Annotated in this window: 14 protein-coding genes and 1 pseudogene; 11 read left to right on the top strand and 4 right to left on the bottom strand. The window is 60.7% G+C overall.

All coding sequences use genetic code 11. The features are described from left to right. Positions 1–396: 396 nt before the first annotated feature. Positions 397–5,346, top strand: a complete 4,950-nt coding sequence (locus MXAZACID_RS12135) for a DUF4011 domain-containing protein (RefSeq protein ID WP_205619797.1) — start codon at positions 397–399, stop codon at positions 5,344–5,346. Here MXAZACID_RS12135 and MXAZACID_RS12140 read toward each other — a convergent pair. Next, on the bottom strand, positions 5,270–6,058 hold the full coding sequence (locus MXAZACID_RS12140; RefSeq protein WP_168118429.1) for a site-specific integrase: 789 nt from the start codon (positions 6,056–6,058) through the stop codon (positions 5,270–5,272). The two genes, MXAZACID_RS12135 and MXAZACID_RS12140, sit on opposite strands and share 77 nt — an antisense overlap. A 148-nt stretch (positions 6,059–6,206) precedes the next feature. Between MXAZACID_RS12140 and MXAZACID_RS12145 the strand changes: the two genes are divergently transcribed. From MXAZACID_RS12145 to MXAZACID_RS12165, 4 genes are all read left to right on the top strand, one after another. Next, positions 6,207–7,652: a DUF6880 family protein gene (locus tag MXAZACID_RS12145; RefSeq protein WP_008494673.1), complete on the top strand. Its 1,446-nt coding sequence runs from the start codon at positions 6,207–6,209 to the stop codon at positions 7,650–7,652. Between the two features lie 79 nt (positions 7,653–7,731). Then, positions 7,732–7,956: a type II toxin-antitoxin system VapB family antitoxin gene (gene vapB, locus MXAZACID_RS12150; RefSeq protein WP_039885345.1), complete on the top strand. Its 225-nt coding sequence runs from the start codon at positions 7,732–7,734 to the stop codon at positions 7,954–7,956. Beyond that, positions 7,956–8,357, top strand: coding sequence for a tRNA(fMet)-specific endonuclease VapC (vapC, locus tag MXAZACID_RS18335; protein WP_008494675.1), 402 nt, complete (start codon positions 7,956–7,958; stop codon positions 8,355–8,357). The genes vapB and vapC overlap by 1 nt, the downstream gene beginning before the upstream one ends. Positions 8,358–8,713: 356 nt before the next feature. After that, complete coding sequence (locus MXAZACID_RS12165; protein ID WP_008494677.1) at positions 8,714–10,060, top strand: site-specific integrase; 1,347 nt, start codon at positions 8,714–8,716, stop codon at positions 10,058–10,060. Positions 10,061–10,233: 173 nt separating this feature from the next. Here MXAZACID_RS12165 and MXAZACID_RS12170 read toward each other — a convergent pair whose 3' ends face one another. The 3 genes from MXAZACID_RS12170 to MXAZACID_RS18340 all read right to left on the bottom strand — a co-directional run bounded on the left by MXAZACID_RS12170 (position 10,234) and on the right by MXAZACID_RS18340 (position 12,652). Then, positions 10,234–10,854 (bottom strand): DUF4113 domain-containing protein, encoded by a 621-nt coding sequence (locus MXAZACID_RS12170; protein ID WP_008494678.1) that lies wholly within the window; start codon positions 10,852–10,854, stop codon positions 10,234–10,236. A 308-nt stretch (positions 10,855–11,162) separates the two neighbouring features. Beyond that, the gene (locus MXAZACID_RS18795; RefSeq protein WP_144052762.1) at positions 11,163–11,528 is read right to left on the bottom strand and encodes a hypothetical protein; all 366 of its coding nucleotides are present in this window, start codon (positions 11,526–11,528) and stop codon (positions 11,163–11,165) included. Between the two features lie 335 nt (positions 11,529–11,863). Continuing rightward, the gene (locus MXAZACID_RS18340) at positions 11,864–12,652 is read right to left on the bottom strand and encodes a class I SAM-dependent methyltransferase (RefSeq protein WP_083878705.1); all 789 of its coding nucleotides are present in this window, start codon (positions 12,650–12,652) and stop codon (positions 11,864–11,866) included. A 526-nt stretch (positions 12,653–13,178) separates the two neighbouring features. On the opposite strand from MXAZACID_RS18340, the gene MXAZACID_RS12180 reads away from it, so the two are divergent. The 6 genes and pseudogenes from MXAZACID_RS12180 to MXAZACID_RS12205 form a co-directional block, all read left to right on the top strand. Continuing rightward, entirely contained in the window at positions 13,179–14,396 is a 1,218-nt protein-coding gene (locus tag MXAZACID_RS12180) for a hypothetical protein (RefSeq protein ID WP_039885222.1), read from the top strand. A gap of 207 nt (positions 14,397–14,603) precedes the next feature. After that, positions 14,604–16,772 (top strand): ParB/RepB/Spo0J family partition protein, encoded by a 2,169-nt coding sequence (locus MXAZACID_RS12185; protein ID WP_008494681.1) that lies wholly within the window; start codon positions 14,604–14,606, stop codon positions 16,770–16,772. A 106-nt stretch (positions 16,773–16,878) separates the two neighbouring features. After that, positions 16,879–17,376: a DUF6878 family protein gene (locus tag MXAZACID_RS12190; protein ID WP_039885223.1), complete on the top strand. Its 498-nt coding sequence runs from the start codon at positions 16,879–16,881 to the stop codon at positions 17,374–17,376. A gap of 10 nt (positions 17,377–17,386) precedes the next feature. Beyond that, positions 17,387–17,752, top strand: coding sequence for a hypothetical protein (locus tag MXAZACID_RS12195; RefSeq protein ID WP_039885347.1), 366 nt, complete (start codon positions 17,387–17,389; stop codon positions 17,750–17,752). Positions 17,753–17,828: 76 nt separating this feature from the next. Beyond that, positions 17,829–18,332, top strand: a complete 504-nt coding sequence (locus tag MXAZACID_RS12200; RefSeq protein ID WP_008494685.1) for a hypothetical protein — start codon at positions 17,829–17,831, stop codon at positions 18,330–18,332. Positions 18,333–18,639: 307 nt separating this feature from the next. Next, positions 18,640–18,844: pseudogene (locus MXAZACID_RS12205) on the top strand (DNA primase); the annotation flags it as partial.

The following is an 18,844-nucleotide window of genomic DNA, read 5'->3' on the forward strand; positions in this document are numbered from 1 at the left end:
CCTCACAATTTACTCACTATGCAGAACGGGACGGTGGCAGCCGAAACGGGACGAAGACGCCCATCACGACTGGTAGAACCATAGGCAAGGTCATCCAGGGTTGCGTAAAAAGGACAGGGTTTGTTACGCTCAACGCTCTTGATGCAGGGCGAGGGATATATGAGCGTAATCAAGGCCGTGGTGCAGCCGAAAATCGGCTTTGCATCGCATCAGAATGCTGTTCCCCTGATTCTCGACTTGCAAATTGAAAATTCAGGCGAGGCGGCCATCGAAGGAGTAGTTCTGACGCTCACGGCCAGCCCCGGTTTTATTTCTTCGCGTAGCTGGCGGTTTGAGAGGCTGGTGCCTGGCGCGCTGATACATGTTGCCGATCGGCAGGTCGAGCTGGACGGGGGCATGCTCGCGGGGCTCAATGAAGGTGTGCGCGGCGATCTGCGGTTTTCGCTCACCGCCGGAGACAACGAAATCGCCACGGCGCGGTATGAGGTGGAGTGTCTGCCGCGGATGCATTGGGGCGGCATGGGGGCGCTGGGGCTGCTGGCGGCCTATTGCATGCCGAATGACCCGGCGGTCGACCGGATTTTGAGCGCGGCATCCGAGATCCTGCGGACAGATGGCAAGCCCGATGCGATCAATGGCTATGACCGCACCCCAGAGGAGGTTTGGCTCCTCGCCTCGGCCATCTGGACGGCGATTGCACGGCTTGCCCTGAGCTATGCCTTGCCGCCGGCCGGTTTCGAGGCGGCGGGTCAGAAGATCCGCTCGCCGAGCAGCCTGGTCGATGGGCGCATCGGGACATGCCTTGATACCTCGATGCTGTTCGCGGCCTGTCTGGAACAGGCCAATCTCCACCCGCTGATCATTTTAACCCAGGGCCATGCTTTTTGTGGTGTCTGGCTGCGGCGAATGACTTTGCCGGACATGTCCGCGGACGACGCCGAGCGGCTTCGTAAGCATGTCGCCCTGGGGGATCTGGTCGTCTTCGAAACCACGATGATCACGCACCAGCCGCCGGCAAGTTTTCGGGCCGCGATCGCCCGGGGAAACCAGCAGATCGAGGAGGCTCAGGATAGAAAATTTGAGGCCGCCTTGGATATCAGGCGGACGCGGATGATGCGCATCCGTCCTCTGAGCGGGGACGAGGTTATTGCGCGGGCTGTGCCCGAAGTGAAGACAGTCTCGATCGGGCTGGATCTGCCGCCGCCGGATTTTGTGTCCTCGGCGATGGATGAGGAGCGGTTTGTCCCGAATACGCCGGAGGGGCGGCTGGCGCACTGGCAGCGCAAGCTGCTCGACCTGACGACGCGCAACCGGTTGCTGCATGTTTCAGACACGGCCAAGGCCGTGCGGCCGCTTTGCCAGCATCCCTTTCGACTGGAGGAGAAGCTCGCCGCCGGCGAGAAGATCCATTTCGCGGCGATGCCGTTGGTGACCGTCGCCGGCCGGGATGAGGCGTTGTTCGTGGCGCAGAACCAGGAAAATTTGAAAGAGCAGATGGCCGAGATGGCGCTGGAGGAGAAGAACACGCTCCTCTGCGAGCTCGACAAGGCGAAATTGGAGGCGCAGCTGGTGGACCTCTACCGCGGCGCGCGCAGTGATCTGCAAGAGGGCGGCGCCAATACCTTGTTCCTGGCGCTTGGCTTCCTGAAATGGCGCAAGGTTGCGGGTGATGCGCGTGCTTACCGGGCGCCGCTGCTGCTGCTGCCGGTTCGGCTGGAGCGCAAAAACGCGCTCTCCGGCGTGGTGATGACGGCGCATGAGGATGAGCCGCGCTTCAACCTCACACTGCTCGAATTGCTGCGGCATGACTTCAATCTTGAGATTCCTGGGCTCTCTGGCGCGTTGCCGGTGCCGGCGACGGGGCAGGGCGTGGATGTAAGGGCGGTTTTCAACCTGGTGCGCCGGTCCGTGCGTGACATGGCCGGGTTTGAGGTCACCGAACAGGTGATGCTCGGCAGCTTTTCCTTTGCCAAATATCTGATGTGGAAGGACATGGCTGACCGCGCCGCGATGCTGAGCGAAAGTCCGGTGGTGAAGCATCTGATCGAGCGCGGGCAGGAACGTTATCAGTCGCGCGGCAGTTATCCGCAGCCCGAGGAGCTGGACCGCAAGCTCGACCCGGCCCAGCTTTTCCTACCGTTGCCGGCGGATTCTTCGCAGATTTCCGCGACCGTGGCCTCCGCGAATGGCTGCGATTTCGTGCTGGACGGGCCGCCAGGCACCGGCAAGTCCCAGACCATCGCCAACATGATCGCGCATAATCTCGCCTTGGGCCGGCGGGTGCTGTTTGTGGCGGAGAAGATTGCGGCGTTGAACGTGGTGCATCGCCGGCTGGAGGAGAAAGGGCTGGGGGTATTTTGTCTGCAGCTGCATTCCAACAAGGCGAACAAGCTGGAGGTGCTGAAACAGCTCGAACGCGCCTGGGATGAGCGTGACGGGTTTTCTCCTGAGATGTGGGCGCGCGAGGCCGGGCAGTTGCGGGTGATGCGCGACAGGCTGAACGAGTTCGTGGGGCTGCTGCATCGCGTTCAGGAGAACGGCATGACGCTGCACCGGGCGATCGGTCTGGCGGTAAAAAATGAGGGGGTAGCGGCGCCGCGTCTTTCCTGGCCGGAGAGCGTGGTGCATGACGAGGCGGATCTGGCGCGGCTGCGAGATATCGTCAGGCGCCTGCAAATCGGTGCGGCGCAGGTGGCTGGTCTGCCCGCGGCGTTTTCCGCCGTGCGACGGATGGAGTGGTCAAACAGCTGGCAGGCAGAGATGCTGGAGGCGGCGCAGGCTTTCCCGACTTGCCTGGCTGAGCTGCTGGCGGCGCGCGATGGGCTACAGGAGGCGGTGAAGCTTGGGCCGGCGCATGATCTGCCGGGCATTGCCGCCCTATGCGAGCTGGTTGAGAGGTTGCTGCAGGCGCACGGCCATGAGCTCGGCTTTGCCTTCGCGTCGGACTATGCCGCGCTGGCGCCGGCGGCGGCAGAGTTGGGGCGGTTGCTTGGCGCATATCAGACGGCGGAAGCTCAGCTCTCGACACCGTTCGCCAACGTGGCGGCTGTGCCCGTGGCGGTGCTGGAACTGGAATGGCAAGCGGCCATGAAGAAATTCTTCTTGTTCGCAGGCGGTGCGAAGAAACAGGTTGCGGCAAAGCTTGCGGCCTTTGGAGAAGCAGCAGGAACGCCGGCGCCGGCGGACGACTTGCCCAAGCTACGGCGCCTGCAGGCGCTCGCAGCCGACCTCGCTGCTTTGCCGCACGGCCTGCATGCCGTGCCCGGCTGGGCAGGGCTGCGTAGCGATATCGGCAAGATTGAAGCATCTTTGACACTGGCTGACAGGCTGCGCGGTGCGATAGCCGTCGGCGCGCTGGACCCGGACGCGCTGGCGGAGCGCCGGCAGAAAATTCGCATGCTGGTGGTCGAAGCCAATGAGCTGCTGGCTCCCGAAGGTCGGATTGCCCGTGCGCTTGGCGTCTGTGTCGCCGCCTTAGGCCGGATGCAGGCGCTGGTGACGAAGCTCTCCATGCTGGCGGATATGGAGGCTGGGGCTGGGCTGAACGAGCTTGGGTTGATGGCGGCGGCGTTGCTGGCGCATCCCACCCGTCTGAACCCGTGGTGCAATTGGCTGCGGGTAGAGGCAGAGGCACGGCAGGCCGGGCTCGCGGCGTTGGTCTCGGTGAGCAGGGAGCATCATGCTGCTGATTTGTCGGAATTGTTCGAGACGGCGTATGCGCGTTGGTTTGCGGCAAGGCTGATCGATGCGCAGCCGCGGCTGCGGGAATTCGTGCCGGATGTGCATGGTAGTGATATTGGCCGCTTCCGCGCGCTGGAGGACAGGCTGGCGTCGCTGGCTGTGCGCTACACACGGGCGCGCATATGCGGCCAGATTCCGGACAAGAACGATGTCGGCAAGAAGGACGGCTATGGTATTCTGAAGCATCAGCTACAGTTGCAGAAGCGGCATAAGCCTATCCGCCAGCTGACCTCCGAGATGGGCGAGGCGTTCACCAGGCTCGCCCCGTGCATGCTGATGAGCCCGCTTTCCATCGCGCAATATCTGCCGCCGGAGCAGCCGCTGTTCGATTTGGTGATTTTCGACGAGGCATCCCAGATCGCGCCTTGGGATGCGATCGGCGCGATGGCCAGAGGGCGGCAGGTAGTGGTGGCCGGGGATCCACGGCAGATGCCGCCGACAAACTTCTTCGGCCGCAGCCAGGATGATGACGAGGTCAGCGACGATGAGCGTGATGCCGAGAGCATTTTGGAGGAATGCCTGGCCGCCGGCCTCCCGCAGCATACGTTGGAATGGCATTATCGCAGCCGCCATGAAAGCCTGATCGCGTTCTCGAACAGCCGATATTACGATAACCGCCTCATCACCTTCCCGGCTGCAGTGACGCGGGCCAGTGCGGTGTCCTGGCGGCGGGTGGCGGGTGTTTATGCCAAGGGAAACGGCCGGACAAACCAGGCGGAGGGCGAGGCGCTGGTGGCGGAGACAGTGGCGCGTCTCAGCGATCCTGCGCGCAGCGACAAGACGCTGGGGATCATCGTGCTGAATGCCGAGCAGCAGCGGCTGGTTGAGGACTTGCTGGACAAAGCCCGCCAGGCAAACCCGGAGCTGGAAGCGTTTTTCGGCGATGGCGTACTGGAGCCGGTGTTCGTGAAAAATCTGGAAACCGTGCAAGGTGATGAGCGAGACGTGATCCTGCTTGGTGTCGGCTATGGCCCGACCGAAGCGGGGGCACCGACCATGTCAATGAATTTCGGGCCGCTGAACCGCGAGGGCGGTTGGCGCCGGCTGAATGTGGCGCTGACCCGCGCCCGGGGCGAGATGGTGCTTTTCACCTCCTTCGATGCCTCGATGGTTGATCTTAACCGGACCAGTGCCAGGGCGGTGCGCGATTTGAAACATTTCATCGAGTTTGCCGAGCGCGGGCCGGTGGCGCTGGTGGAGGCGGTGCAGGGCTCGCTGGGCGGCTTTGACTCGCCCTTCGAGGCGGCGGTGGCGGAGGCCTTAACCCGCAAAGGCTGGGAGATCGTGACGCAGATTGGCGTTTCGCGCTTCCGGATCGATCTGGCGGTGGTGCATCCTGATCGGCCGGGTGATTATCTGGTGGGCGTGGAGTGCGATGGCGCAGCCTATCATAGCGCAGCCACAGCGCGTGACCGCGACAAGGTTCGCCAGGCCATTCTGGAAGGGCTGGGCTGGACGCTGCTACGGGTTTGGTCCACCGACTGGTGGGTGGATAAGCAGGCTGCGACGCAGAAACTGCATGATGCGATCACGGCGCATTTGGAGGCGGACAGAAACCGTCACTTGTTGGCCCAGGAGGCGGCGCCGGCTGATCCAGCTGTTTAGCGGCGGCCCAGCGCTTCAGCTCTACCCGCTGAACAACTGCCCGGCTGGCCGCTACAGCCTGAACCGGCGCCAACGGCATACGCCCCTGCCTAGCCACTCCATATGCCTGCTGGGAGCGCTCTGAGACGTGGCCGAGCATCTGCGCAAGCTCGTCTCGGCTCGTCCCTTCCGCCTTACGATCTGCGGCGAAGGCGTGCCGGAAGCTGTAGGGGCTGGCGACATAGCCGGCCGCGGGAAATAGCCGGCGGGAAAGCCGCCTGACCGTGTCGGAGAAGGCGCGGGGATCAGGAATGGCCACCTGGAATTGTCCGCCTCGGTTGCTCGCCAGTATATGCAGCACCTTGGCGATCCTGGTGCCGGCGTCGAAACTCAGCCGGCGTAGCGGTTGGCCGGAGGTCTCGGTGACCTTGGCGCCCTGGATGGATATGCGAATCTGGTCCGGTCCGGCGTCGACAAGGACGCTTCTGGCCAGTTCTGACGGACGCAGGCCGGTGATCGCGGCGATCATCAGCGGCACCTTCATGTCCAGCGGCAGGCCGGATCTGAATAGCATTTGCCCCCGCCAATCCGAAGGCAGCTTCGACAGGCCGCGGCGCTTACCTTTCCGGATCGGGCCCCCGGCTGGTCTGACCCAGAGGCTCTGGCCATCACGAGCGCCCGGCGGGTAGCGCCGCAGGATCTCGAGCGCTTGTTCCACCATGTCTATGGCCATATCATGTTCGAAGCACCTGACGAGGCCCGTCTGCAATGGGAGCTGGCTGAGGTCGCGAGGCTTTTGAAATTGGAAGGTCGATGAATCTGAATCGTATCTTGCGATTCGGTTCAAAGTAATGTTGCTTATGACATTGGATGGACACCGCATGGCCAAGACGACAACGCTGAACGCCAAAAACCTGGAAGCGCTCGGGGCCGAACGTCTCGCCGCGCTGCTGATTGAGATCAGCGCTGGCGATGCCGTTGCGAAACGCAGGTTGCGGATGGAGCTGGCGGGGGCGCAAAGCCCGGCCGAACTGGGCAAGGAGGTCCGCAAGCGCCTTGCCGCCATAGGCCGGGCGCGGAGTTTCGTCGATTGGCACGCCATCAAGCCCCTGGCGGCTGATCTCGAAGCCCAGCGCGCTGCCATTGCCGGCGCTATCGCCCAGCGTGACCCGGCGGAAGCGCTCGACCTGCTCTGGCGCTTCATGGAGCTGGCGAATCCGGTCTTTTCGCGTTGCGATGACAGCAATGGTCATATCAGCCCGATTTTTCACCAGGCCTGTGAGGATCTCGGCTCCATCGCCGTGCTGGCCAAGCCTTCGCCCCAGGCGCTGGCGGAGCAGAGCTTCACGGCGCTTCTGGCCAATAATCATGGCCAGTATGATGGGCTTATCGCGGCTCTGGCCCAGGCGCTGGGACAGGCGGGGCTGGATCATCTGAAACAGCTCATGACTGATCTGTCGAACCGCCCGGTGGAGACACCAGCGGCGAAAGACCGGATCAGGATCGGCTACGGCGCCTCCGGGCCAATTTATCAGGATGAGATGGAAGAAAGCTCCCGCGTCAGCACGGTAAAGCTGGCCCTCCAGGAAATTGCCGACGCCCAAGGAGACGTTGACGCTTTCATCACGCAGTACGATGTTAAAACCCGCAAGGTGCCGGTCATCGCCGCCAAGATCGCCCAGCGCCTGCTGGCGGCAGGGCGGTTGGAGGAGGCCTGGAGCGCCATCGAGGCAGCCGTACCCCGCCCGCACGCACGGGAGGATCGGCTGGAGGTCGAGTGGGAGGATGCCCGCATCGCGGTTCTGGAGGCGATGGGCCGCGCCATCGAGGCCCAGGACGCACGCTGGCGCTGCTTTGAGCGCGCACTATCGCCCTCGCATTTGCGGGACTATCTGAAGCGTCTGGCTGATTTCGACGATGTCGAGGCGGAGCAGAAGGCACTCGATCTGGTCAAGAAACACGATCATTTTCCGCGGGCGCTTGGCTTCCTGATCTCATGGCCGGACCTGAACCGCGCGGCGGCGATGGTGCTGGACCGCGCCAGAGAGCTTGATGGCGATTATTATGAAGTTCTCACCCCCGCCGCCGAGGCGCTGGCGGGTAAACATGATCTGGCGGCCGTGCTGGTGCTGCGGGCGATGATCGACTTCGCGCTCATCCAGAACCGGTCCAGCCGCTATAAGCACGCCGCCCGGCATTTGCTGAGCTGCGCCAGCCTGTCCGCCGGGATCAAGACGTTTGGGCGCCTGGAACCGCACGATGCTTACGTGACGCGACTGCGTCGCGAGCATGGCCGCAAGAGCTCGTTCTGGAGCCTGGTGGACTGAGGGGCAGTGAGCTTTCAAAAACGATTGAAATGAGGTGAGCTGATGTTGTATATCCGTCTTGGATATATATGAGGTTCTCATGCTCGCGCGAACATCACTCTTTCTCTCCAACCGCTCGCAGGCTGTGCGGTTGCCCAAGGCGGTGGCATTTTCCGAGGGGGTGCGCGAGGTGGTCATCGTTCCCGACGGCCCGCGCCGGATCATCGCGCCCGCCGAAGCGGCTTGGGATGATTTCTTTGACGCGCCGGGGATTGATCTTGGCGAGCGTGTCCAGCCAATGGCGCAGGAGCGTGAGCATTTCTGATGTTGCGTTACATGCTCGATACCAACCTCTGCATCCGTGTGCTCAGGGATCGTCCGCAGGGGGTGAGGGCACGCTTCAATGCTAATGCCGAAGCCTTATGCCTTTCGGATGTGGTTCTCTATGAATTGCTTTATGGCGCTGAGCGTTCGAACGATCCACCACGCATCCGTCGCGAGGTCGAGCATTTTGCGGGGCGCCTGACAGTGCTGCCTTTCGACAGTGAGGCGGCGGCCCATACAGCTGAGATATGCGGCGATCTTAAACGGCGAGGCAATGTCATCGGCCCCTACGATCTGATGATCGCCGGTCATGCACGCAGCAAAGGCTTGATTATCGTCACAGGTAATCTGGGGGAGTTCCAGCGTGTTTTGGGGGTAAGGTCTGAAGACTGGCTGGTATAGACGAGCAGCGCGCCGGCTAGCACATTTTTCAGAATTTACCGTAACGATTTCGCCGATTTTAGCGCGTTATTTATCACATAAACCAAAATATCTTGCTATAGTATATATAGAACAATAGTTTACTAATTAGCTCGTCAGGCTCATAACCTGAAGGTCCCTGGTTCAAATCCAGGTCCCGCAACCAGAATTTTAAACTAAATCAACACATTAAAGCCGCCGAAAGGCGGCTTTAATGTGTTGTGGCGCCCTAGGGCAGTGTTAGGGTAATTTAACTCGAAATCCTGAACCTGATAGCCTATGGTCGATATCGAGCCATTGATCCTCAACCAAAGCGCAATCCGCGCAAAGGGGGCGTCATGTCGACGGTCGATCTGCTGGGCGGAAAGGTCCAGATTTATCAGCGCGGCAATAGCCGGTTCTGGCAGGCCAGAGCCTCGGTGGGTGGTAAGCAGCGCCAGTTCTCCACCAAACAGGAAGTCCAGGATCTGGCGGCCAAAGCCGCCGAGAGCTGGTACTTCAAGCTGCACGGCCAGAGCCAGGCCGGTGTGCTGAATGACCGCCCGACCTTCAAGAAGGCGGCGGATCAATTCCTCAAGGAATACGGGATAATCACCGAGGGTGAGCGGTCCCAGAAATGGACCGAGAGCCACGGCATTCGGTTGCGGGTGCATCTGGTGCCGTTCTTTGGTGCCTTGCCGCTCGACAAGGTCTCGCCCGGCAAGGTTCAGGAATACCGGGTGCACCGGATGACGACCTATGCCGCACCGAACCCGCAATCGAAGAGCCAGCACAGGCCGAAGGCCAAGCCGCCGGCGCGCAGCACCCTCCATGATGAGGTGGTAACCCTGCGCATGGTCCTGAAAACTGCCATCCGCCATGGCTGGCTGGAGCATTTACCGGACCTAACCCCGCCCTATCGCACGCAGGGTAAAATCACGCATCGGCCCTGGTTCAGCCCTGAGGAATACAAGCAGCTGTACGAAGCGGCGCGGGCCAATGCGAAAGCGCCAGAGCGGGCGCATTACCGGTGGAATGCCGAACAGGTCTACGATTTTGTGCTGTTCATGGCCAATACCGGGCTGCGGCCGGATGAAGCGTTTAATCTGCAGCACCGGGATGTGACGATTGCGAATGATGAAGCGGGTAAGACGGATATTCTGGAAATTGAGGTGCGCGGTAAGCGTGGTGTGGGGCATTGCAAAAGCATGCCGGGCGCCGTGCGAGTGTATGAGCGGTTGTTGGCGCGGGCCAAGCCCGTGCATAGTGAGTCACGCCGCGAACGGCAGTTACGGCGCAAAGCCGGCGGTGCGGTACCTGTGGTGTTGGAGCCTGAATATCCAAAGCCGACGGATCTCGTGTTCCCCGGTAATCACATCAAGCTGTTCAATAATCTTCTGGAGCGCGCCGGGCTGAAAATCGACCGCGATGGTAAGGCTCGCACGGCTTACAGTTTGCGCCATACCCATATCTGCATGCGGCTGATGGAGGGTGCCGACATTTATCAGGTGGCGAAAAATTGCCGCACCAGCGTCGAGATGATCGAGAAGCATTATGCCATCCACCTGAAGAACACGCTCGATGCCGCCGCCATCAACGTCGTGCGCAAGAAGACCGCGAAGGGAAGGCCGAAAGCCACTGTCGGAAAGAGTACGCGTGATAGCGGTATGGGTAGAGCCGAGGTGCTCGGTGAGGATGCCGATTAGAGGCGGTCGAACCGTCGCAAAAAATGCTGCATATGACTCCGCTTTTTGAAAGCCGGGCGCAGGCTTGGCTGAAAAGCGATCCGCTTGGCGGATCGCCCAAAAGCGCACCCCTTGCGGGTGCGCAATCTGGGGCTTGGCCCCGCTAAAATATCGTCAGCTGCTCATCAGCATTCTCAAAACGCCTTCGCCACCAGCATCTCCTCGGCGCGGGTCGTGTAGCGCGGGGAGTGGCGGGCCTGGCGGCTGGCCCAAGTCATCGTTGTGCCGGTTGCGGCCGGACGTAACATGCCACGGCCGAAGCGGGCATTGACCGCATCAATCGCTGCCATGGCGCGGGCGGATTTGACCGTGTCTCGCGCGGTGAACATTTGCCCCTGCTGGCGGGCCGGAGTGAGGTTGGCCAGCATCACACCGGCCTTGAAATAACTGTGGCCGGCTTCCAGGCCCTCGGCGCGCAGCTTCTCAGCCGCCCGGGTGGCGAAGGCGGCGACCGCTTCGCGCAATGCCGTCCAAGTGCTCGCCATTTGCCCGAATGTGCGGGCAACCGCGATACCCTGGCGCGGCGGGGGCATAAGGTTGAGGGGCAGGCAGCTTTGGCCGTGCAGTTCGGCCTGCACGCGGGCACCTGTAACGGTGAGAAGCTCGCGCACTTTTTCATGCGTCATCCTCATGAAATCAGCGATGCTGACAACACCCAGCCGGTTCAGTCTCTCAACGGTTTTGCCGCCGATGCCCCAGACCATGCTGACGGTTTGGTTGGCGTAGTAACTGGCGCGGCGCGCCTCGTCGCGCAAATCACATACGCCGTCTAACAAAGCATTGTCCTTGGCGATGCGGTTGGCGAGCTTGGCGATGGTCTTGGTGGGGCCGATGCCGATGCAGGTGGGTCAGATTCAAGCCGCCGGCCGGGTCAGTTTCATCCCGCCGGTGACACGCGAGCGGCCAGAACCTCGTACATGCGCCGGCTCATATCGCCATAAAGCGCGTAATTGCTGGAACGCCATTCCACTGCCTTGCACTCGGGGCGTCGCTGGGCGAGGTACCAGGGTTCGCCCATTTTAATGCCCATGGCTTTCGTTCCAACAGGAGCGGTTTTCAGAATTCAAGGATTTTGATGCGACTGAGCCTCTGGGAACTCGTCAGGATCATAGGGCCACTCATCCGGCCCATGGCCTTCCAGCCACTCGCGCGCTTTCTCCGCTCTTTTAAGGTCTGCGTTTGCGGCCTCATTTAATGCCGTGGCGTGCAAGGTTTTAGGCAAGACGAACCATGTTGGCTGACTGTGTGAGACAGGGTTCCCAAGCGGCTTATCGGGATCGTCATTCCAGCGGATAAGCAACGCCCGGTCACCGTCCCATAAGCCGACAGCCAGGGACCATGCGCTTCCCGCATAGATCGCGTGTGGATATTTCAATCTAGCCTTGGGCGACACGACGCGAATTGGATGCACGTTCGGCGGAAACGGCATTTGCGGCCCTCCAAAGCATATCCAATAGTATATCATCGCTTGCCCGTCGCGATCAAACGGAATCAGTGATCGCGATCTGCCGGAACGTGCACCGTCAGCAGCAATTCATACCGCACCCACAAGCGGCAAACATTGCAAAACTCAAGCAGACCGTGTGAAAACTCTTGGACGCTATAGCAGCGCGCAATCTTATGATATCGTAAATCAAGGCAGCTGCATTCTATTGCGTAAAAGTCCGCAGTATAGACGACACATTGCGTTCCGACTCTCCGTGGCCGAGTTTTCACACGGACTGCAAGGATTTCGCAACGACAGGGACAGCGTAGAAAAGGGTGCTAACCGAGTTTGACCGCGCTTAGCACCACCGAGCGGAATGCAATCCGCACGCCTTCGGCAGACATGCGGGCTCCCATTCCGAGTGTGTCGTCTTCAATGCTATTCTCAATTAGGGCAAGCAGTCCGGAGCGGTCATCGCCTGCCGGGAAGGATGCTTTGACGAGGTCGGTAGCCAAATAAGGGACGTGAAAACTTCGGGCGTAAGGTTCGCCTAATCCCATCTCGACGAATAGTTTGTGCAGATAACCGAAAGTCCTGAACTCGACCGTTGACGGATCGCGCCACCGCTCCATCTGGTTAAACGCCCGGGCTTTTTCTGGTTCGTCCGAAGCAATGCCATCGCATAGCACAACGCGACCGCCGGTTGCCGTCAAACGTACCATCTCCGCAAAAGCTCTTGGTGGATCTTTAAGATGGTGAAAGGCAAAGCGGCAGGTGACAGCATCGAACGAACCGTCCGCATAGGGCGCTGCATAAATGCTGCCCTCCTTCCATTCAACATTTGCGAGTTTCATTCCTCTGGCTAGTTCAGACGCTTGGTCCAGCATTGCGGGGGTTGCATCCAGACCAATGACGTGCGCTGCGTGCTTGGCGACTGCACAGGCAACGGAACCGGGACCACAGGCGAGGTCGATTACGCGATGATTGGGACTTAGGGTGGCAGCATCGATTATCAGTTGTAAGACTTCATGCACATGTAATTCTGCGCTGCCGGCAAAACCTTGGGCTTGGCGTGTAAACTGGTCGATGACCGCACGTTCATGTGCGGTATTATCAGGATTATTCATTTTTTAGAGGTCCGAATGGCGAAACAAAACAAGGACTAAACCCGATCTTCCGCAGAAGGCCGATCAGATAAATCGAAGTCGTGCGCTATTCGAAATCATGCGATCTCTGGTATCTAACAAGCTTCGCATGGTCAAGTTTTTTTATTGGCATTGCGAAACTCAAGACTTCTGCAAGTTGAATTCGAATCAATAATTTCAATATGTTGCGGCTTACGAAAGATATGACCGAAACGGTGAAAACAATCACCTAGACCGACTTCATCTCATCATTTTAATGGCTTTTGCTGCGCGGGCGGTTCCTAAGCCAAATGTCCGCTATCTGCATTTTGAAATCCATAGCGGACCAGCTGCTCCCGGCCCAAACTTGCCGAAAACAGAACGTCTTAAAACAATTTTGATCGTCTGGAAGGGGCAAGCAGACAGCCACGGCGCCGATGCAGGCTTGAGAGTCAGAGCTTGGCTGTGATTTTCATGATGGGTTTTGGTTCGGGAGAGTGTCTTCCGGTGCCCGTCGTGGAGATTTGTTATGAGCATCAATGCGTCTGCCGCGGTTGCGGTTGTTGGGTCCAATGCTGGTCAGGCTGGGAAGGGGGGTTTTAAGGTGGATGTCAGCCGGGGGGAGCGGCTGGGGCGGGTGTCGTCGGAATGGTTTTCGCGGCCTGATGACGAGCGGTTTTTGTCTCTGCCAGAATTGTATGGCGCGGTGCGCGCGCGGGCCGACCGGGCAGAGGCGCGAACTGTGGAGAGCCGGGCGATCCGCGTAGAGGCCCGGCGCGATGATGGTGAGGCCCTGGCGTTGATTGTGCCAGGGCAGGAACGGCCGGTGGCGCCGACGCATTGGAGTTTTGGCCAGCTCTGCGGGCTGGTGGGCGCGCCGGCGGGGTATTTGCGGGATCTGCCAGCGCCGCTGGCCGGGATCAATCTGCAACACGGGCTGCTCAACCACCGCGCTGAGCTGGTCAAAACCCTGGAGACCGAAGATGGGCGGGTAGAGCTGCGCGCCGTCACCGGGCCGGATTACGGGCGCATCTGGGACCATGAGCTGGTTTCGGCGGTGATGCGCATTGCGGGTAACGGCACGGGGGATACCAATTGGAAGGTGCCCGGCGTGCTGGATTGGGCGAGTATGACGCACAACCCGTATGTGGATGCGACGAAGGAGACGACCACACTCTATGCCAGTGACAGGGACGTGTTTTTGTTCCTGGTCGATGACACGCACCCGATTGAGGCGGGGCGGTTGCCGAACGGCGAGCCGGATTTGTTCTTCCGCGGCTTTTATTGCTGGAATTCCGAAGTGGGCTCGAAGACGTTGGGCATCGCCTCGTTTTATTTGCGGGCGGTATGCGCCAACAGGAATATCTGGGGCGCTGAGGATTTCCAGGAGATCAGCATCCGGCATAGTAAATTCGCCACCCAGCGCTTTGCGCATGAGGCGGCACCGGCACTGCGGCGGTTTGCCAACTCATCGCCGGCGCCATTCGTCGCTGGCATCAAGGCGGCGCGGGAGCAGATCGTGGCACGCCAGGATGATGAGCGCGAGGGTTTTCTGCGCAAGCGCGGTTTCAGCAAAGGCGAGACGGCGAAGATTATTTCCTCCGTGCTGGAGGAGGAAGGCCACCCGCCAGAGAGCGTGTTTGATTTCGTGCAGGGCATCACCGCACTGGCGCGCTCGCGCCCGCACCAGGATTCCCGGCTGGAGCTTGAGGGCAAGGCCAAGCTGCTGCTTGAACGGGTGAGCTGATCGTCTGGTCGATTGATCGTTTAATCACGCGATAGCTGCTTTACTGTGATGTTCGTTCTGCCGTGGGCCGTTATCGGTCCACGGCATTTTTTATGCGGGCGTGGCCTGGGGTATGTCGCGGTCAGAGTGAGAGGGCGGCGGAAAAATCTGTGATGGGTTTGCAGGTCAGGAGAGTGGCTCCGGGCCGCCCGTCATGGAGTTTGTCTCATGGGTAAAACAACCAATAAAACTGTTCAGAAAATCACGCTGAGTGCCTCGCGCGATATCCCGTTTGACCGGCTGGTGCTGTCACAATCGAATGTACGGCGGGTGAAGGCGGGCGTCTCGATTGAGGAACTGGCGGCGGATATTGCACGGCGCACGCTGTTGCAGAGCATCACGGTGCGGCCGGTGCTAGATGAGGCGGGGGCGGAGACCGGCATGTTCGAAATCCCCGCTGGTGGGCGGCGCTACCGGGCGCTGGAATTGCTGGTGCGGCAAAAGCGCCTCGCCAAGAATGTGCTTATCCCGTGCGTGGTGCGCACCGAAGGCATCGCCGAGGAAGACAGTCTGGCGGAGAATGTGCAGCGCGCACCTTTGCATCCGCTGGATCAGTTTCGGGCGTTTCAGGCACTGCGCGAGAAGGGGCAGAGCGAGGAGGAGATTGCGGCGGTGTTTTTTGTCGCGGTCTCGGTGGTGAAGCAGCGGCTGCGCCTGGCCGCCGTTTCGCCCCGGCTGCTGGAGGTCTATGCCGAGGATGAGATGAACCTCGACCAGCTGATGGCGTTCTCGGTCAGTCCCGACCATGAGCGCCAGGAGCAGGTATGGGAGGCGATGCAGCGCTCCTACAACAAAGAGCCACACCAGATCCGCCGGATGCTGACAGAAGGGGCGGTGCGGGCAAGTGACAAGCGGGCGCAATATGCCGGTGAGGATTATATCGCGGCCGGTGGGGCGGTGATGCGCGATCTGTTCCAGCAGGATGATGGCGGCTGGCTGCAGGATGCTGGGCTGCTGGCGCGGGTGGTGGCGGAAAGGCTGGAGCGCGATGCCGATGCGATCCGCGCCGAGGGCTGGAAATGGGTCGAAATGGCCCCTGAGTTTCCGTACGGCCATAGCTATGGTTTGCGGCGCATTCCGGGCACGCGCCGCCCGCTCACCGATGAAGACATCGCCCAGGTTGAGGCGCTGCGGGCCGAGGCGGAGCTACTCGAGGAGGAAGCTGCCGCGGCGGATGAAGTCTCGGATGATGCCGATGCGCGCTTGGGTGAGATTGAGGTGGAGATCGATGCGCTGACCCAGCGCCCGCCGGTGTACGACCCTGCCGAAATCGCCATGGCGGGGGTGTTTGTCAGCATCGACGGCAATGGCACGCTGCGGGTGGAACGCGGCTATGTTCGGCCCGAGGATGAGCCGCCGGTGGTCGAGGACGTCGATGAGGCCGCGTTGGCGGGTGAGGGCGATGCGCAGGGGCAGGACGGGCACAATGCCGCCGATGGCACCGATCCCGGCCGCGCGGATTCCAGAATCATCACCGCCCATATTGGTGGCGGAGCGGAACATGAGGCCGAGTCCGAGGAGGAAGACGGGCTGAAGCCGCTGCCTGACCGGCTGCTGACCGAGCTGAGCGCCTATCGCACGCTGGCGCTGCGCGAGGTGTTAGGCAACGAGCCCGGCATTGCCTACCTCGTTTTGCTGCACGAGCTGTGCCTGCGGCTGTTCTATCGCTACGGTGCCGAATCCTGTCTGGAGATCGAGGCGAAGAGCGTGATGTTCGGCGCGCAGGCGCCGGGCCTGGCTGACACGCCCTTGGCGGCACGGGTTGATGCGCGGCACGAGGGCTGGGCAGCGCAATTGCCGGAAGATAGTGCCGAGCTATGGGATGCGTTGTCCGGCTTCGACAGCGACAGCCGCGAGGCCTTGTTTGCGCATTGCGTGGCGCTGACGCTGAACGCCACACATGACGCCTATAACCGGCGGCCCCGGTCGCTGGCGCATGCAGGGCGGCTGGCGGAAATTCTGGCACTTGATCTGACCGCTGCGGGTTGGTCGCCGAATGTGGACAATTACCTCGGCCGGGTGACGAAGGCGCGCATTCTTCAATCCGTGTGCGAGGCCAAGGGCGAGCAGGCGGCGCAACGTCTGGAGGGGTTGAAGAAAGGCGACATGGCCGAGGCCGCCGCGCAAATGCTGGCGGGTTCCGGCTGGCTGCCCGAGGTGCTGCGGACGAAGGGCGTGGAGACCATGACGATGCCGGCCGATTCCGCAGCAGAGGTCACGCATAGTGCCGCCGTCGACGCCAGCGCGGATGTGGCCGGCGAGGAGGTTGAGGTAGCCGATAGTCCATCCACCGAAGACCATGAACAGCTCGAGCCGCATGAGATCGCGGCGGAGTAATCCCAGAACCCCGAGGCGGCCAAAAAGCCACCTCGAGTCTACTCCCTCATCCAACCTCAATTCCAACCCGGCCCTGTGCCGGGTTTTGCATTTCTGGAGACAGATCATGTCAGACAATCACAACTCAGCACCTGGTCAGCAACCGCTTGCCAGTCCCGATGCGTTTTTAGCCTCGTGGGAACAAAAAGAACGCGCGTATCGCGCGCGTGCGAGTGCCCTACTCGAGGGCAACAAGAAGGTGCTGTTCGCCATTCTGGTGGAGCATGGCATCACCGCCGTGATCGTGAATTTCGACGGCTATGGCGATAGCGGCCAGATCGAGGACATCACGGCCCAGAACGACGATGGTATCGTTGACTTGCCCGATGAGCGGATCGAGATTTTCTGTGCAGCCTGGGATAGCCCGGACATCGAACGCCAGACCCATACGGTGCGCGAAGCCATCGAGGCGCTGTCCTATGATTTTCTGGCACAGACGCATTGCGACTGGGAGAACAATGATGGTGCCTATGGCGATTTTACCTTCGACGTAACGGCGGGCAGCATCACGCTCGATTATAATGAGCGTTATACCGCCTCCGAAAATTATTCCCATGAATTTTGAGGAGGCGAATATGGCGCATCCCTATCATCACGCTTTGTCCTCCGCGAAAAAATGGGGCGGAACGCCGGAAGATTTTTTGAGCCTGCATTCTTGGTTTGATGAGAGCAAGATGATCTCATCGGATTTTCGGCATCGGGCACTTCGCCATCACGCTGAGGGTATTTTTATGGCGGAGAGATTTTTCGGCCATATATTGACGATCTCGACGGGGCGCGTCGTACCTGTGCGTCTGATCGGCGAGCAGCATGTTCGTGAGGATCTCGGCTTCATACCGGGCTTCGCAGATTGGATCCAAGCCATCCGGCCCGAACCCTGGATGGGCCGGGCCATGGCGCTGCATAGACTGCTCGATCCTTTTGAAGCCGATGCCGCCTGAGCACCGGCTTTCACCATCCATCTCTTTCAACCCAGAACCCGGCCCCGTGCCGGGTTTTGCATTTTTGGAGGCCAATATGGCGAATTATTATTCACCGACAGTGATCCCGGAGATCATCCCGAACGCGGTCATGACGAAGCTGGAGCTGTTGTTGCTCTCGCATATGTTCGATGCGGACTCGGACGGCGATGGAACCTATTTCCATTCCTGGCAAGGGCCATCGGATCTGATCTGGATCAATCGCGCTGAGCTCACAATGGCGCTGGATGCGGCCCGCGACAGCAACAGCCAAGTGCATTTCTATGTGGAGGAGAAACTCAAATCCGCCACATCGGATGATGACACCATTGCACTGGATATGAGCGGCATGTCCTGGGAGGTGATTCTCCAAGATATCGTGCGGCGTTCCGTCAAGCTGCGCTATATCACCGTGACGACGGCGTTCACCTGTTCAAAAATGCGCGCCGACGGGTTTGGCGGCATGGCGCTGTTCATCACCGCCGATGCCATCAAAGCCTGCTCGACCACGGAGTTTCTCTCGGATTGTCGTGCCGACATCGCCGGGCAGGAGGACGGGTAGCCCTATGCTCGGGACGATCCACGAAAAGTTGAGAACCACGACCAATGCGGATGGGCCGGACCCGGAAGCGGGACGGCCCATTTTGCGTGGGGCGGTGTTCTGCGGACGCCGAATAGAAGAAATTTCCGCAGTCTCGCGGGGAACCGAGGCCACCGGCCACTTGTCGCCCGTGCCGGTGAGACGGCGTGGGTGCATTTGCGATTCGGAAGATAGCGCGTGGGCCGGGCCGAGCGATAGGCTGTGCTGTTCGGCCTAACGCCGAGGGTGGGCCGGATTGGTAGCAATCTGTAGCGATGGAGGGGCAATCATGCCCAAGCCTGATTTTTCCATGCCGGCGGCCGAGCTGGCGCAGATGCTGGCGCGGCAGGCCGAGGCGGTGTGCCGGCATTATCTGCCCGCCGGGCGGCGTGAGGGGCGTTATTGGCTGGTGGGGGATGTTCATAACACGCCGGGGCGGTCTTTGTTTGTGCGGCTCAGCGGCGGTGGCACGGGCAAGGGGGCGGCGGGGCGCT

The sequence above is a fragment of the Acidocella sp. MX-AZ02 genome (genome assembly GCF_000306035.1).
Lineage (GTDB): Bacteria > Pseudomonadota > Alphaproteobacteria > Acetobacterales > Acetobacteraceae > Acidocella > Acidocella facilis.

Coding starts and splice junctions, on each gene's coding strand:
- MXAZACID_RS12135 (WP_205619797.1), top strand. CDS start 397: ATGCTCGCGGGGCTCAATGAAGGTGTGCGCGGCGATCTGCGGTTTTCG.
- MXAZACID_RS12140 (WP_168118429.1), bottom strand. CDS start 6,058: ATGGCCATAGACATGGTGGAACAAGCGCTCGAGATCCTGCGGCGCTAC.
- MXAZACID_RS12145 (WP_008494673.1), top strand. CDS start 6,207: ATGGCCAAGACGACAACGCTGAACGCCAAAAACCTGGAAGCGCTCGGG.
- vapB (WP_039885345.1), top strand. CDS start 7,732: ATGCTCGCGCGAACATCACTCTTTCTCTCCAACCGCTCGCAGGCTGTG.
- vapC (WP_008494675.1), top strand. CDS start 7,956: ATGTTGCGTTACATGCTCGATACCAACCTCTGCATCCGTGTGCTCAGG.
- MXAZACID_RS12165 (WP_008494677.1), top strand. CDS start 8,714: ATGTCGACGGTCGATCTGCTGGGCGGAAAGGTCCAGATTTATCAGCGC.
- MXAZACID_RS18795 (WP_144052762.1), bottom strand. CDS start 11,528: ATGCCGTTTCCGCCGAACGTGCATCCAATTCGCGTCGTGTCGCCCAAG.
- MXAZACID_RS18340 (WP_083878705.1), bottom strand. CDS start 12,652: ATGAATAATCCTGATAATACCGCACATGAACGTGCGGTCATCGACCAG.
- MXAZACID_RS12180 (WP_039885222.1), top strand. CDS start 13,179: ATGAGCATCAATGCGTCTGCCGCGGTTGCGGTTGTTGGGTCCAATGCT.
- MXAZACID_RS12185 (WP_008494681.1), top strand. CDS start 14,604: ATGGGTAAAACAACCAATAAAACTGTTCAGAAAATCACGCTGAGTGCC.
- MXAZACID_RS12190 (WP_039885223.1), top strand. CDS start 16,879: ATGTCAGACAATCACAACTCAGCACCTGGTCAGCAACCGCTTGCCAGT.
- MXAZACID_RS12195 (WP_039885347.1), top strand. CDS start 17,387: ATGGCGCATCCCTATCATCACGCTTTGTCCTCCGCGAAAAAATGGGGC.
- MXAZACID_RS12200 (WP_008494685.1), top strand. CDS start 17,829: ATGGCGAATTATTATTCACCGACAGTGATCCCGGAGATCATCCCGAAC.